Source organism: Nonomuraea typhae (genome assembly GCF_009760925.1).
GTDB lineage: Bacteria > Actinomycetota > Actinomycetes > Streptosporangiales > Streptosporangiaceae > Nonomuraea > Nonomuraea typhae.
In genome coordinates this window covers 14491-29739 of the sequence record NZ_VRLV01000011.1, presented here as the reverse complement: position 1 = coordinate 29739, position 15249 = coordinate 14491, and the positions used below count along the sequence as shown (strand labels likewise).

At 72.2% G+C, this 15249-nt stretch carries 8 protein-coding genes; 4 read left to right on the top strand and 4 right to left on the bottom strand.

Annotated elements, in window-relative coordinates; translation table 11 throughout:
• Position 1: 1 nt before the first annotated feature.
• The 3 genes from FVE25_RS35020 to FVE25_RS35010 all read right to left on the bottom strand — a co-directional run bounded on the left by FVE25_RS35020 (position 2) and on the right by FVE25_RS35010 (position 4313).
• The gene (locus FVE25_RS35020; protein ID WP_157251474.1) at positions 2-1468 is read right to left on the bottom strand and encodes a lipid II flippase MurJ; all 1467 of its coding nucleotides are present in this window, start codon (positions 1466-1468) and stop codon (positions 2-4) included.
• Between the two features lie 146 nt (positions 1469-1614).
• Positions 1615-2922: an O-antigen ligase family protein gene (locus FVE25_RS35015; RefSeq protein ID WP_157251472.1), complete on the bottom strand. Its 1308-nt coding sequence runs from the start codon at positions 2920-2922 to the stop codon at positions 1615-1617.
• The gene (locus FVE25_RS35010; RefSeq protein ID WP_157251471.1) at positions 2922-4313 is read right to left on the bottom strand and encodes an exopolysaccharide biosynthesis polyprenyl glycosylphosphotransferase; all 1392 of its coding nucleotides are present in this window, start codon (positions 4311-4313) and stop codon (positions 2922-2924) included. The genes FVE25_RS35015 and FVE25_RS35010 overlap by 1 nt, the downstream gene beginning before the upstream one ends.
• A gap of 575 nt (positions 4314-4888) precedes the next feature.
• On the opposite strand from FVE25_RS35010, the gene FVE25_RS35005 reads away from it, so the two are divergent.
• The 3 genes from FVE25_RS35005 (at position 4889) to FVE25_RS34995 (ending at position 11518) form a co-directional block, all read left to right on the top strand.
• Complete coding sequence (locus tag FVE25_RS35005; RefSeq protein WP_157251469.1) at positions 4889-5773, top strand: hypothetical protein; 885 nt, start codon at positions 4889-4891, stop codon at positions 5771-5773.
• A 576-nt stretch (positions 5774-6349) separates the two neighbouring features.
• Positions 6350-7333: a hypothetical protein gene (locus FVE25_RS35000; RefSeq protein ID WP_157251467.1), complete on the top strand. Its 984-nt coding sequence runs from the start codon at positions 6350-6352 to the stop codon at positions 7331-7333.
• A gap of 447 nt (positions 7334-7780) precedes the next feature.
• On the top strand, positions 7781-11518 hold the full coding sequence (locus tag FVE25_RS34995) for an nSTAND1 domain-containing NTPase (protein WP_157251465.1): 3738 nt from the start codon (positions 7781-7783) through the stop codon (positions 11516-11518).
• Here the strand turns inward: FVE25_RS34995 and FVE25_RS34990 are convergent.
• A complete protein-coding gene (locus FVE25_RS34990) occupies positions 11515-12048 on the bottom strand; it encodes a GNAT family N-acetyltransferase (protein ID WP_157251463.1) in 534 nt (177 codons plus the stop codon). The two genes, FVE25_RS34995 and FVE25_RS34990, sit on opposite strands and share 4 nt — an antisense overlap.
• A gap of 69 nt (positions 12049-12117) precedes the next feature.
• Here FVE25_RS34990 and FVE25_RS34985 point away from each other — a divergent pair, with 69 nt between their 5' ends.
• Positions 12118-15195, top strand: coding sequence for an AfsR/SARP family transcriptional regulator (locus FVE25_RS34985; protein ID WP_181019804.1), 3078 nt, complete (start codon positions 12118-12120; stop codon positions 15193-15195).
• Positions 15196-15249 lie beyond the last annotated feature (54 nt).

Here is a 15249-nt window from a genome sequence, read left to right as displayed (position 1 = left end):
ATCACGCTCCTTCCTCGCGTAGCCTCAGCGCCGCGCTGAGATCCCGTTTGGCGCCGACGAGCAGCGCCGCGATCACGAAGGCCGCCGCCGTGCCCGCCGCCTCCAAGGGCACGAGGACGAGCACCGGCAGATCCGGTACGGCCGGCCGCACCGCGAAGCAGGCGCCGGTCGCGAGCGCGGCGGCCAGCGTGAGCCGCCCGAGCGAGAACATGAGCGCACGCTTGGGCAGCACCAGGAGCGGCGCGCGCAGACCGGTCAGCAGGAGCGCCCCGGTCAGGGTGATGCCGGCGGCGTTGGCCAGCGCGACCCCGCCCACGCCGAGCGCCGGCACCAGCAGTGGCGCCGCGACGGCGGTCAGCACGAGACCGGCGACCATGACGGCGGCCGGGTACCACATGGGCTGCTGCGCGCAGAAGTACACGCGGCACAGGACGCCCACGGCGACCTGGCCCAGCAGCCCCAGGCAGTACAGCCGCATGCTCCACGCGGTCTCCTCCGTGTCCCCGGCGGTGAAGGCGCCGTGCTCGAGCAGCAGCCGCACCACGTCCGGGGCGTGGGCGACGAGGAAGGCGGTGGCGAACAGGACCAGCGCGGCGGCCACCCGCATGTCGCCGAGCACCCGCCGGGCGGCGGTCTCGTCGTCGCGCGCGGCGATCGCGCGGGCCAGCACCGGGAAGGAGACCGTGGCGACGATCAGCGAGGCCACCATCGGCACCTGGGCGATCTTCTGGGCGTAGTTGAGGTAGGAGATCGAGCCGGTGGGCAGCGAGGAGGCGACGAACCGCTCGACGAACACCTGGGCCTGGCGGATCAGGGTGAAGGCGGCGATCGGGGCGAAGACGGTCCACGAGATGGACAGGGCGGCGCCGCCCCGGAGGGGAGGTCCGATCCGGCGCACGACCGAGGGGGCGAGGATCAGGACCATGGCCAGGCCGCCGGCGGCCACGCCGTACGCGACGGAGACGATCCCCCAGGCGCTGTGGCCGAGGGCGATGGCGGCGATGATGGCCGCGTTGTAGGCCAGGTAGATGGCGGCGGGCGGGCCGAAGACCTTGTGGGTGCGCAACGCGGCACTGCCGTACCCGGCCAGGCCGAAGCCCAGCACGGTCAGCGCGGTGACCTGCATGCAGCGGGCGGCCAGGGAGTGGTCCGGCATGCCGGGGGCCAGCGCCCGCGTGATCAGCGGCGCGGCCGCGGCCGTGACGGCAGTCAGCAGCACCAGCGCCAGCAGGACCTTGGGCAGGGCGGCCCACACGACCTCGCGCAGCGGCCTGCCGTCCGCGACCGCGCGGCTGAAGTAGGGGATGAGCAGGAAGGACAGCGCGCCCTCGATGAGCAGGGGCGCGGCGGTCTCCGGCACCGTCCAGGCGATCATGAACGCGTCGGTGCTCGCGCTGGCGCCGAAGACGCCCGCCACCAGGAGGTCGCGGGCGAACCCGGTCACGGTGCCGGCGATGACCAGGACCATGGTCACCGTCGTGGCCCGGGCGAGCGGGGCGTGACCGCGCTGTGTGTCCGGTTCGAGGGCGGACGGTCGCGGGGCGGACGGTCGCGGGGCGGACGGTTTCGGAGTGGCCGGTTTCGGGGTGGCCGGTTTCGGGACGGCCGGCGGAGTCATGCCGCCGACACCTCGTCATGGGTGATCGCCCAGGACATGACCAGGCCCAGCATGACCGACATGACCACGGTCGGGGCGCCGCCGATGTCGGCGTAGCCGAAGTCGGTGAGCTGCCAGGCCAGGAACCCGGCCGCGACCAGGGCGGCCTTCCTGCCCCGCCGGACCGTCCAGACGATGAGCGCCCCCCACAGCAGGCAGAACGCCGACAGCCCGACCAGTCCCTGCTCGCTCAGCACCAGGAGGTACATGTTGTGCGGCGAGCGCAGCTCCTGGCGCTGGAAGCCGTTCACCGGATCGTCGGTGTCGCTGCTCCCCGACACCTGGAGGGGCGCGTACGTGTCGCGGTAGGCGGCGAAGCCGCGCGGGCCGACGCCCAGGAACGGATGGTCCTTCCACATGGCCACGGCCGTCTCCCAGAGGCCGTACCGGTCGCTGACCGACTGGTCCGGTTGTGCGGAGATGGCGGCGATCGAGGCCACGCGCTGCTTGAGCGTCACCGAGCCCCACCCGGTGCCGAGCACCAGGGCGACCACGACCACCCCGGCGAACGCGGTGGCCAGCACCGTGCGCCACCCGGACAGCAGGACCATGACCAGCGCGGCCACGCAGCAGGCCAGCCACGCGCCGCGGCTGAGCGACAGCACCAGCGCCGCCGCCATCACGGCCAGCGGGACGGCCGCCGCCGCCTTCCACCAGCCGCGTGCCATCAGCAGGAGAGCGAGCACCAGGATCGTGCCGTAGCTGACGATCGTGGCCATGCCCATGACGTCGACCGCGCCGAACGTGCCGACCGCCCGGATGTTCTCGCTGCCGTAGGCGGCGCCGGTGCCCGAGTACGCCTGCCAGGTGCCGAGCAGCGCCTGCACTCCGGCGGCGGCGAGCACGGCGCCCGCGATGAGGCGCCGGTCGGTCTCGTCCCGCACGGCGATCACCACGGCCAGCGGCACCACGACGAAGATCTGGAGGTAGCGCACGAATCCCGGCAGGCTGCCCAGGACGTCCGCGGACGTGAGCGTGGCCAGCGCGACCGCGACCGCGGGCAGCACGAGCACGCACACGCGCCGGGGCAGCCGCCGCCGGCTCCGCAGCGCGCTCACGGCCGCCGCGGCGGCCAGCCCGGTCGCGGCCAGGTCGGCCGCGGTCACGTGGAAGCCGGACGCGAGCGTGTCGCGCTGCTGCGGCACGCACACCAGCGCGACCGTGAGCATCGCCAGCACGCTGGGCCGCGACCACGCCGGGCGGCCCGGCGCCGCCGACGCCGCCGGCGGGGACGGCGGGGACGGCCGCGGGTCCAGGCCGAGCACTACGCGCCGCCCAGCCGCAGCACGCAGCCGACGGTCCTGGCGACGATCTTGACGTCCAGCTTCAGTGACCATTCGTCGATGTAGTAGTTGTCCAGCCGGGCGCGCTCCTCGATCGAGGTGTCACCCCGCAGCCCGTGAACCTGCGCCCAGCCGGTGATCCCCACGGGCACTCGGTGCCGCCGGTCGTACTGCTCGATCTGCCGCGAGAACTGCTCGACGAAGAACGGCCGCTCCGGCCGGGGGCCCACGATGCTCATGTCGCCGGTGATCACGTTCCAGAGCTGGGGCAGCTCGTCCAGCGAGGTCTTGCGCAGGAACCCGCCGAACGGGCCGCTCAGGCGGGCCTCGGTCACCGTCCACCGGGTGGCCGAGTCGTGCGCGCTGGCCGGCTTGAGCGTGCGGATCTTCAGCATGTCGAAGAGCCGGCCGCCCATGCCCACCCGCCGCTGGCGGAAGAGCACGCCGGGGCCGCCTTCGATCCGGGCCCCCAGCAGGCACAACCCCACCAGCGGGGAAAGGACGAGCAGCGCGATCCCGGCCAGCACCGCGTCCGCGGCGCGCTTCACGATCCAGTACGGCCGGCGTTGCGCGGGCGGCCGCATGGGCAGCAGGGGGTGGCTGTGCAGTTGCTGCCCGGGGCGGTGGGCGAAGTCCTGGATGAGGTCGTCCGGGGCGGGAGCCAGCAGGACCTCGCAGCCGCCGTCCCTGATCTGCTGGAGCGTCGCCCGGGTGATGGGCGGGCGGCCCGCCACGATGACCGTGCGGACCGCCGCCTGCCTGAGCGTCTTCACGCAGGTGGAGTAGGTCGCCAGGAGCGGGAGTTCGCCGTCGGTGGCGGTGCCGTCGCCGATCATGCCGATGGGCTTGAGCCCGTACTCCGGGTGCTGGAGGAGGGTCCTGGCCAGCTTCCTGCCGTGCTCGCCGCTGGACAGGATGACGGCCTCGCGGGGGGCGCGCCGCCGGGCGGCCAGGTGCGTGGCGGCCTGCCGTACGAGGTGGACCAGGTAGATGAGGGCGGTGTAGGTGGCGCCGGTCGCCAGCCAGGCCGCCGACGGGGGCGCGGGGGCCGGGGCGCAGGCCCACGCCTCCACCATCAGGGCGCTCAGCGCGACGACCAGGGAGCGCGGGACGCTCGCGAGAGCGGTAGTCCGTCCGGTGCGCAGCGCGGTCTGGAGGAGGACGGTGATCGCGACGGCCGCGCACGGGTTGGCCGGCGCCCAGCCGGTCACGGCCACGGCGGTCAGCAGGCACACGGTCTCGCGGGACAGGGCGCCGGCCAGGCGGGCGAGCCCTCGCAGGAGCCCCGAGGAGTGCGGCGCGCGGGGGGCCGGCGCGAGCTCGGATTCCAGGACGTCGTCTGTCGGTTCGCTTGTGCCAACAGCTACTGCCATCTGTTGCCTCCAAGGTCGCGGTCGCACGTCGGTGCTGCCGGACGGGGGCCGGCGGGTTTTCATCTGCAGGTGTTTGTGCGAAGGACACAAGAGTGGCGTTCATTCGCGCCCCAAGATCGTTGAGATGGTATCGGCGGGAGCGTCGAAACATCCTGATTGCCGATTCGCGCGGCGTCCATGCGTGAGCAAATCTTTAGTCATTGTGAGCGATCGGCAATTTGGCGGGTTGATCAGAATGGATGTCGGCAACCTGCGCATAACCTCGTTTCCGGACGACGTGCTGAAATGGGGCATCTGCCGCGCACGCCGCGCGTGTAGTGCGGGTGGCTTTGTTGGCAAAGCCTGTCTCCCCATACTCCTAAGAAAGGCGGTTGCCCCGAGAACGCGGTGATAGAACTTTTCTCGGTAGCTCGGCCGCGATACCGCTTTGTGAGGTGTCCACGGCGCGCACGTCGCGGCTTTCGGAGTAATCGGCGCAGGTCAAGCGTTAATCGCTAATGCGGCTGATACAGGCCGGAAAGGCAATCATGAATCGTGTAGTCAAATGCACCGCCATAGCAATGGCATGTCTGGGGATGGCAGCAGCGCTGGCCGGACCCGCTCTGGCGCAGGCCGCCAGGGTAGGCGGAACCGACCCGCTCAGCGACCTGCTGGGTGGGGGCGGCGGTAACACTCTGCTCGGCGGACAGGGCCAGAACCCGCTGATGGCGGTCACCAGCCCGCTCACCGAGATCACCCAGAGCAAGAACCCGCTGGACGGGATCACCAGTTCCGTGGACGGCACGGGCCAGTCCCTGGACGGCGCCGCCCGCGTTCTGCCGCAGGGAACCTTCCGCCAGGGCCTGCCCCTGGGCCAGGCGGCCGGTACCGCCGGCATCGAGCCGCGCACCACCGGCGGCCCGCTGACCGGCGCGGAGTCGGCCCCGATGAACTTCGGCCTGCTGAACGGGCGCGAGATCGTCGGCCTGGACCACGAGTCGGACCCGCTGCCCGGCGTGTTCGGCGCCGTGGCCACCCGCACGGACCGGATCGTGCACTCCCCGTCGCTGGAGCCGCTGACGGCCGCCGCCATGCCGCAGATCACCGAGCGGCTGGACTACGACACCGACTACATGGCCTTCATGGCCCAGTCGATGTCGGAGAACCTGACGGCCGTCTCCGCGCACGATCTGCTGAGCGGCCCGCACGCGGCCACCTCGGCGGCTCTGCCCGAGGCCGTGGCCAGCGAGCTGGCGCCGATCCTGGGCGATCAGCAGATGACCGAGCCGATGCGCGCCGGCGTCGGCGACGAGGAGGGGGAAGAGGTGCCGGATGTTCCGATCGACGGGATCGCCCCGCTCGTCGATAACTCCCTCACCTCGACGCCGGTCGTCGAGTCGAAGGGCGCGCCCGCGGCGCTGAGCAACACGCTTCACTCCACCGACCAGTCGGCCGAAGCGGTCAAGGGCCTGACCCCTTGACCACCTGAGACTGAGTACTGAAGGAGGGGCGCCGGCTCCCGAGGCCGAGATCTCCGCCTTCACTGCTCGGGGTCGTGTCATGCGGCGTTGAACCGCACCCGTCCGACGAGTGGTGCCCTCGTCAGGCGCGAACCACAAGCCGCGGCCCCCTGCCGTGGCCGAGTCGCCGTGACACACCTGGGAGCGCCGCCGGCGGATTCCGCCGGTGGTTGAAGAACACGTAGTTCCGGGACGTCAGTGAAGGTGCCCGCTTCACTGACGCCCGTTCCCCGCTGAGATCAGTGTGTACGGCCCGGCATCGTCCGCCCCGGAATCCCACGGCATATCAGCCCTTAGGGCCTATCGCGCAAGAAGTGTGCGCATGTGATGATTTTCCCCTGAATCTTATGCCGGAGACGCCCATCTCGTGGCAACACCCATACCGTTTCGTGCAATAAGGCTCGGACATGACGGGGTATTAGCCGTCAGGAGTTAAACGGCCGAATTATTGCATGAGGCCGGGATATGGGTAAGCAGGGGAGCGGGTCGATGTACCAACTGGCTCGGGCAATGGGAAAAACGACGACCGCGGTGGTCATGGCTGTTTACTGGCTGCTGCCGCCCGGCACGGCGATAGCCGCGACGGAAACGCAGAGCCTGGCCGTGGACCTCACCGCGGCGGGCGCGAGCCAATACAACATCGACCACACGGAACGCGGAATCCGGCTCAGCCCGCAAGCGCGGCAAGACGTCGGCAAGGACACCGAACACCAGGGCTTCTACGTCACCGCGGCCCTCGGTACCCAGGCTCCCATGCGCCACGTCCGGCCGATCATGCTGGCCAGGACGCCGCCCGGTAGCGAGGTCATGCTGGAGCTGCGCGGCCAGACCGCCTCCTCGCGGTGGACGGAGTGGCGTGAGGCCATGCCGGAGAGCCCCGAGATCGTGCTCCCGGCGTCCGCGGTCCGGCTGCAGGCGCGGATCACACTGGTGCAGCGCGGCCCGGGACAGGGGCCGGAGGTGCTCGGCCTGCGGTTGCAGGCGCCGGATCCGCCCCACGACGAGGCGAATACCGCCCCGCCGGCGAAGAAGGGCGAGCCGGTGACGCCGCCGGTGACCACGCGGGTGTTCGCCACCCGTATCGGCCAGATCGGCGACAAGACCGCGAACGGCCACCGCATCGGCACCGCCGACCGCTTCGTGGCGCTGCCTTCCCGGCGGGCGCTCAACGCGAACACCTACGACAAGTCGTACGAGGTCAAGATCTGCTACCCGGTCACGAACAGATGCGTCATCGCGCCCATCTGGGATGTGGGCCCGTGGAACATTCGCGATGACTATTGGAACGAGGGCCCGGTCCGGCAGATGTGGGCGGATCTGCCCAAGGGAACTCCCCAGGCGCAGGCGGCTTATCTTTCCCGATACAACCAGGGAAGGGACGATCGTTCTCGCAGGGTGCGTAATCCGGCGGGCATCGACCTGGCCGACGAGCTCTACTGGGATGACCTGGGTATGACCACCAATGACTGGGTCATGGTGACGTACCTGTGGACCGGCGACGACCTGGAGAGTGTGAAGTAGGGAGCCCGGGACGTCGTGCCGGACCTGAGGAAGGCATTTTCCAGGTCCGGCGGCGACACCGGGCTCCCCGCTGGCGGCAAGGTGCCATCCAGGTATGGCTGGGGGGCCACGGACGCAACTGTAGACCGCGGGCGCGGCCGCGCGTGATCCGCTTTGCGATCTCTTTCCGTAGGCGGATTCTGCACCGATATATCAGGATATTTCCGGCATTTTTGTGCAGGCTCCGAGCGAGGCGGCTTTTGTTTAGCGGTGGCGAAAGCCGCTCACGTTTTGTGGCGGCAGCATGGGCAGGAGCACGACCCGGCCCCCGTTCGCACAGGTCCTGCGCCCGCCCCTAATACGGTGTTATAGGGCCCGCGTTATCGTTCGGTCTCACCCGCTGGACACCGAACAACAACCACTGAACAATGAAGCCCCTTCGGTCCCGGTCCGAAAAGGGGAACATGGATGCCTCGTCAGGAGCGGCCGCTGGAGGCGGGTGACGACGCACTCCTGCGGCTGGCGGCGGATCTGCGCAAGTTGCGGGACGAGGCAGGAGCGCCGTCATATCGCGAACTCGCCAGGCGCGCGCATTATTCGGCGGGCACCCTTTCAGAAGCCGCCGGCGGTCGTAAACTCCCGAGTTTGGCCGTGACGCTGGCCTACGTGAAGGCGTGCGACGGCGACGCCGCCGAATGGACCGCCCGCTGGCACACCGTCGCCGAGGAACTGGCCCCGGTCCAGGATCAGCCCGACGACCAGGCGCCGTATCTCGGCCTCACCGGATTCGAGGCGAAGGACGGCGACCGGTTCTTCGGCCGAGAACGCCTCGTGGAAAGGGTCGTGGAAGGGCTCGCCGAGCATCGGTTTCTCGCCGTGCTCGGCGCGTCCGGGTCGGGGAAGTCGTCGTTGTTACGCGCGGGCCTGCTCCCGGCGGTCGCCGGCCATCCGGCCCTGGTGCTCACGCCGGGACCCCACCCGCTGCGCGAATGCGCGGTCACCCTCGCCGCCCGCCTCGACCTCACGCCCGCCGGGCTGCTCAGGGAGTTCACCGAGGACCCGAGCAACCTCGGCCTGGCCACCCGCCAGCTCGTCGCCAAGCTGGGCTCGCCCACCGACGTCGTCCTCGTCGTGGACCAGTTCGAGGAGGTCTTCACCCTCTGCCGGGACCAGGCGGAACGGGCCGGGTTCATCGACGCGCTGGTGTGCGCGGCCACCGACCCCGGCAGCCGCACCAAGGTCGTGATCGGCGTGCGGACCGACTTCTACAGCCACTGCGCCCAGCACCCGGCGCTCGCGGCGGTCCTGCAGGAAGCACAGGTGCTGGTCGGGCCGATGACCACCGAGGAGCTCCACCGGGCGATCACCCAGCCCGCACTCGACCGGGGCTACCGGGTCGAGACCGCGCTGGTCTCCCGGCTGATCGCGGACGCCACCGGCCAGCCGGGCGTGCTGCCGCTGATCTCCCACGCGCTGCTGGAGACCTGGCGCCGCCGCCGGGGCAACACGCTCACCCTGGCCGGATACGAGTCCACCGGAGGCATCGAACGGGCCGTCGCCCAGACCTCGGAGGCCGTCTACGAGGCGCTGAGCGAGAGCCGCCGGGCGCTGGCCCGCCAGATCTTCCTCCGGCTCACCGCCCTGGGCGAGGGCACCGAGGACACCAAGCGCCGCGTCACCCGCGACGAACTCGGCGTCCCCGAGGCCGGCGCCGTACTCGAGGAACTGGCCGCCGCCCGGCTCGTCACCCTCCACGACGACACCGCCGAGATCGCCCACGAGGCGCTCATCCGGTCGTGGCCCAGGCTGCGGGAATGGCTGGCGGAGGACCGGGAGGGGCTGCGCGTGCACCGCCAGATCACCCAGGCGGCCGAGGCGTGGGAGCTGGAGGGCGGGGACGCCGCCGCGCTCCACCGCGGCACCCGCCTGGCCGTCGCCCGGGAGTGGGCGGCCGGGCACGACTCGCTGCTGTCGCCGCGGGAGCGCGCCTTCCTGGAGGCCGGCGTCGCCGCCGCGGCCAGGGACCAGGCCGCCGCCCGGCGCCGGGCCCGCCGGTTGCGCTCGCTCACGGTGCTGCTGGCGGCGCTGCTGATTCTCACGACGATGACCACGATCCACGCCTACCGGGCCGAGGAGCGGATCACCGAGCAACGCGACCTCGCGCTCTCCCAGAAGGTCGCGGCGGAGGCGGGCAAGCTGCGCGAGGTCAACCCGGCGCTGGCGGCGCAGCTCAGCCTGGCCGCCTACCGGCTGGCGCCGACCGACGACGCGCGCAACGGCCTGCTCGAGGTGTTCGCCAAGCCGTACGCGACCATGATCACCGGCCACGCCAACCGGGTCAACACGGCCGCCATCAGCCCCGACGGGCGCCTCCTGCTCAGCGCCAGCAGGGACAAGACGGCACAGCTGTGGGACCTCGGCGATCCGCACCGGCCCCGCCGGCTCGGCACGCTCGCCGGGCACGCCGAGAACGTGAACGGCGCCGCCTTCAGCTCCGACGGCCGCATGGCCGCGACCGCGAGCTGGGACGACACCGCGCGGCTGTGGGACGTCACCGATCCCGACCGGCCCAGGGAGCTTGCCGTACTGCCCCACGGCGACCACGTGAACGCGGTCGCCTTCAGCCCGGACGGCCGTCTCCTGGCCACCGCCTCCACCGACCGCGTCGTGCGGGTGTGGGACGTGGCGGAGCACCGGCTCACGACCTCCCTCACCGGGCACACGGACGCGGTCGTGACCGTGGCGTTCAGCCCGGACGGGCGGACTCTGGCGAGCGGGAGCTTCGACGGTACGGCGGTGCTGTGGGACCCCGGCGGCGACGGCCCGTCCCGAAGGCTGACCGGGCACCGCGGGCCGGTGGCCTGGGTGGCGTTCCGGCCGGACGGGCGCCTTCTGGCCACCGCGAGCAACGACGGGACGACCCGGCTCTGGGAGCCCGGCGGCCGCCTGACGGCCACGATCCGCAAGCATCGGGACGTGGTCCGGAGCGCCGCCTTCAGCCCGGACGGCCGCACGCTGGCCACCGCCAGCCTCGACGACACCGTCCGGCTCACCGACGTCACCGACCCACGCAGCCCCCGGTCGATGCGGGAACTGACCGGGCACACCGGCAACGCGGTGTCGGCCGTCTTCAGCCCGGACGGCCGCACGCTGGTCAGCGCCGGCGACGACTACACGATCCGGCTCTGGGACCTGCCGGGGTCCGCGCTGACCCGGCAGGCGAGCGTGTACTGGCTGGCGTTCAGCCCCGACGGCCGCACGCTGGCGACCGTGGGCGAGGATCGTGTCCTGCGCCTCTGGGACCTGGCGCACCCGGGCCGTCCCAGCACGATGCTGACCGGTCACGACGCCGCGGTCTGGGGCGTGGCGTTCAGCCCGGACGGGCGCATGATCGCCACCTCCTCCCACGACCACACCGTACGCCTGTGGGACCGCACCGGCGCGCTCGCGACGGTCACCGGCCACAGCGGCAACGTCAACGCGGCCGCCTTCAGCCCGGACGGCCGCACGCTGGCCACGGCCAGCGTCGACGACACCGTCCGCATGGTCGACATCCGCGACCCGCGCAACCCCCGTGATCTGGGCAGGTTCGTCGCCGACACCGAAGGCGTCAACACGGTCGCCTTCAGCCCCGACGGCCGCACCCTGGCCACCGCGGGATGGGATCACCACGCCCGGCTCTGGAGCCTCGCCGACCCGGGAAACCCCGCCCTGATCGCCACTCTCATCGGCCACCGCGACGGCATCAACGCGCTCGCCCTAAGCCCCCGGGGCAACGTCATGGCCACCGCGAGCTTCGACGACACCGCCCGGCTCTGGGACGTCGGCGACCCCGCCCGCGCCCGGCCGCTGGCCACCCTGACCAGCCACTCCGGCAGCGTCAACATGGTCGCCTTCAGCCCGGACGGCCGCACGCTGGCCACCGCGGGCAACGACCGCACCACCCGCCTGTGGGACATCTCCGACCCCAGGCATCCCCGGGAGGTGGCCACGCTGGAGGCGCACGCCGACCGGGTCACCTCGGTCGCCTTCAGCTCAGACGGGCACACCCTCGCCACCGGCGGTTACGACCGCATGGCACTGCTCTGGGACACCGACACGGTACGGCTGGCCGAGCGGATCTGCCGGCTCGCCTACCCGCGCATCACCCCGGCCGAATGGCAGCGGCACTTCCCCAGCGTCACCTACCTGCCTCCCTGCCCTTAATCCAACAGCTTCTTGTGATAAATCGTGTACTCACACGGCGTGGCGATATGTGGCGCAAGTTCAGGATAATCATCGGAAAATGCGGCCACGCGGACAGGCGTGTAACCGATCCGCGAATACCACGTCCGCAGGAACTCCTTGCCGGGATGCGTCCAGCCGGTCGGGGTGAGCAGTTCGAGCTGCATGGTGTGGCATCCGTTGCGCGCGCTGTGCTCCTCGGCGAAGGCCACCAGCGCGCTGCCGACCCCCTTGCCCCGGTAGGCGGGGTCGCAGGCGAGCATGGCGAACTCGCCGACCCCGTCGCGCAGCCGCTGGACGCGGACCACGCCGACGATCTCCCCGGCGTCGCGGGCGGCCGCGATCTCCCCGGCGGCGACCAGGTCGGTCAGCTCCGCCGGGGTGGTGCGGGGGATGTCGTCCTGCCACAGCCCGCGCTCGGCCTCCCGGTAGACCCGGTTCACGAGCTCGGCCACGTCATCGGCAGGGACGGAAAGGGGATGGCGTAGCAGGGAAATCTCAAGTGCCGACATTTCGCCCTCCATTTCACTGGACTTTAGTATTCCAGTGGTTCCCCAGCGGTCGTCATGACGGGAGCGGACTTGGCACCGAGCAGCTTCGGCATCCTGGGCCCGGTGATGGTGGTGCGAGCGGGGCGGCCCATCCCCGTCCCGGCGGCCAAGCAGCGCGTGGCCCTGGCCGCGCTCCTGCTGCAGGCCAACCGGCACGTGCCGGCGGACCAGCTGATCCAGTACCTGTGGGAGGGCGACACCCCGCGCGACTCCCGGGCGGCGCTGCACACGCACATCGCCCGGCTGCGGCAGGTCCTCGGCGACGGGCTCATCCACACCGACCAGGACGGGTACCTGATCCGGGCCGGCGACGACGAGGTGGACGTCACCCGCTTCCACGCCCTCGTGCGCCGGGCCGGGCGGGCGCCGGGCAAGGACGAGGAGGAGGCCCTGCTCCAGGAGGCGCTCGGCCTGTGGCGCGGGCCCGCGCTGGCGGACGTGCCGTCGGCCGCGCTGCACCGCGACCACGCCGCCCGCCTCGGCGAGGAGCGGCTCCAGGCGCTGGAACGCTGGCTCCAGCTCGGCCTCGAGGCCGGCCGGCACGAGCGGATCGTGGCCGACCTGCGTACCGCCACCGGCGCGCACCCCCTCAGGGAACGGCTCTGGGCCCAGCTCATGCTCGCGCTCTACCGGTCGGGACGGCAGGCGGAGGCGTTGCAGGCGTTCCACACGATCGCCGGGCTGTTACGCGAGGAGCTGGGCATCGACCCGGGGGAGGAACTGCGCGACCTGCACCAGTCCATCCTCGTCGGCGAGCCGCGGCTGATGCCGCGGGCCGAGCCCGGCGATCGGGCCGTGGAGCCGCGGCAGCTGCCGTCCGGCATCGCGGCGTTCACCGGCCGGGCCGCCGAACTGCGCACCCTGGACGGCCTGCTGACGCCGGACGGCGACCACGCGGACCGGCCGGCCAGGGTCGCCGTCATCACCGGTACGGCGGGCGTCGGCAAGACCGCGCTGGCCGTTCACTGGGGCCGCCGGACCCGCGGCCGCTTCCCCGACGGGCAGCTGTATGTGAACCTGCGCGGATTCGGCGTGGAGGGCCCCGTCGAGCCCGCCGCCGCGCTGGAGGCCCTGCTCCAGGGCCTCGGCGTGCCCGCCCAGCGCGTCCCGGCCGCACTCGACGCCCGCTCGGCGCTCCTGCGCAGCGTGCTAGCCGACCGGCGGGTGCTGATGGTCCTGGACAACGCCCGCGACGTGGCCCAGGTGCGCCCGCTCCTGCCCGGCTCCGGCTGCCTGGTGCTGATCACCAGCCGGGACCAGCTGCGCGGCCTGTCCCTGCACGGCGACACCCTGCACGTGACGCTCGGCGTGTTCTCGCCGGAGGAGTCGGCCGCCCTGCTCACCTCGATCCTCGGCGAGGAGCGGACCCGCGCGGAGCCCGAGGCGACGGCCGAGCTCGGGCGGCTGTGCGCCCACCTGCCGCTGGCCCTGCGGATCGCGGTGGCCAACCTCACCCTGGACCGCTTCCAGAGCGTCGCCGGGTACGTCGCCGAGCTGCGCGAAGGCAACCGGCTGGCCGCCCTGCGGGTCGACGGCGACGACCAGGCCGCCGTGCGCGGAGCCTTCGACCTGTCGTATGCGGCGCTGCCGGCCGGCGAGCGTGCCATGTTCCGGCTGCTCGGCCTCGTGCCGGGCGCGGACTTCACCGCCGAGGCCGCCGCCGCCCTCGCCGACTGCCCGGCGGAGGAGGCCAGGCGGCGGCTCGCCGCGCTGGCCGGGGCGCATCTGATCGATCGGCACGCGCCGTCCCGCTATCGCTTCCACGACCTGCTCCGGTTGTACGCGGCGGAGAAGGCCGAGCACGTGGAGGACGGGAGGGCGGCGAGGGAGCGGTTGCACGCGTGGTACCTGCACGGTGTGCTGGGCGCCGTCGAGCACACCCATCCCCACCGAGCCCGGTTGCCTGCGGCCGGCCGTACCGGGGAGGTGTCCGTGACGTTCGACGGGCCGAGCGCGGCGGTGGGATGGCTGGCCGATGAGCATCGCAACCTCGTCGCCGCCGTCGTCGAGGCGGCGCGGTCCGGGCCCCGGGCGTCGGCGTGGCTGCTGACCGACGCCCTGCGCGGCTACTTCTGGACGGTCCGCACCACGAGCGACTGGCACGCCTGCGGGCAGGCGGCCGTCGCCGCGGCCGAGGCGGACGGCGACACCCTCGGCCTGGCGGCGGCGCTGCTCGCGCTGGCCGACGCGCACGCCTACTGCGAGCAGCCCGAGGCGAACGCGCTGTACACGCGGGCCCTCGCGCTGGCCGGGGCGGCCGGATGGGCGGACGGCCAGTCCACCGTGCGCGGCAACCTGGCCGGCGACCACCTGCGGCACGGCCGGCTGGCCGAGGCCGCGCACTGGCTGGAGGAGGGCATGGAGCTGGACGTCCGCGGCGGCAGGCAGGCGCGGCTGGCGGTCAAGCACGCCAACCTCGGCGTGGTGTACGCCCAGCTCGGCCGCCTGGACGCGGCCTACGAGCACTTCTCCGAGGTCCTGGAGATCCCCACCGGGCGGCATGCCAACGCCCGCTACAACCTGGGCCTGATCTGCCACCTGATGGGCCGCTTCGACGAGGCGTACGAGCATCTGACCGGAGTGCGCGCCGACCTCGAGCGGACTCCCGACCCTTCCCTGGCCTCCCATTACCTGGCCGGGTTCAGTGAGCTGCTGTGCGACCTCGGCCGCTACGACGAGGCGCTCGGCTCGGCCGTCGCGGCGCTGCCCGGCCCCGGCGTCGACGACCACTTCGGCCGCACGCTCGCGCTCGTGGCCCTGGGGCGGGTCTACCAGGTCACCGGCCGCCGGGAGGAGGCCGCGACGTGCCTGCGGCAGGCGGTGGAGGTGGTCGGCCGGGGCAACCCGTACACCAAGGCCGCCGCCCTCAACACGCTGGCGGGCGTGATCGACGGCGCCGAGGCGACGGCACGCGCCGAGGAGGCCCTCCTGCTCTCCCGCGAGCGTTCCTTCCGGGTCCAGGAAGGCCGGGCCCGCACCGCGCTCGCCCGCATCGCGCTGGCCGCCGGTGATCGCGCCGAGGGGGTACGGCAGGCCAAGCTCGCCCTGGAGATCCACCGCGAGACGGGGTGCCGGCTGGGCGAGACCCAGACCCTGGACCTGCTGTGAAGGGACCGCGCCAGGGTGACGACAGGGAAACGAGAGGCGGCGCTGCCACCCTCG

Coding starts and splice junctions, on each gene's coding strand:
- FVE25_RS35010 (WP_157251471.1), bottom strand. CDS start 4,313: ATGGCAGTAGCTGTTGGCACAAGCGAACCGACAGACGACGTCCTGGAA.
- FVE25_RS35020 (WP_157251474.1), bottom strand. CDS start 1,468: ATGGTCCTGGTCATCGCCGGCACCGTGACCGGGTTCGCCCGCGACCTC.
- FVE25_RS34995 (WP_157251465.1), top strand. CDS start 7,781: ATGCCTCGTCAGGAGCGGCCGCTGGAGGCGGGTGACGACGCACTCCTG.
- FVE25_RS34990 (WP_157251463.1), bottom strand. CDS start 12,048: ATGTCGGCACTTGAGATTTCCCTGCTACGCCATCCCCTTTCCGTCCCT.
- FVE25_RS35005 (WP_157251469.1), top strand. CDS start 4,889: ATGGCAGCAGCGCTGGCCGGACCCGCTCTGGCGCAGGCCGCCAGGGTA.
- FVE25_RS35000 (WP_157251467.1), top strand. CDS start 6,350: ATGGCTGTTTACTGGCTGCTGCCGCCCGGCACGGCGATAGCCGCGACG.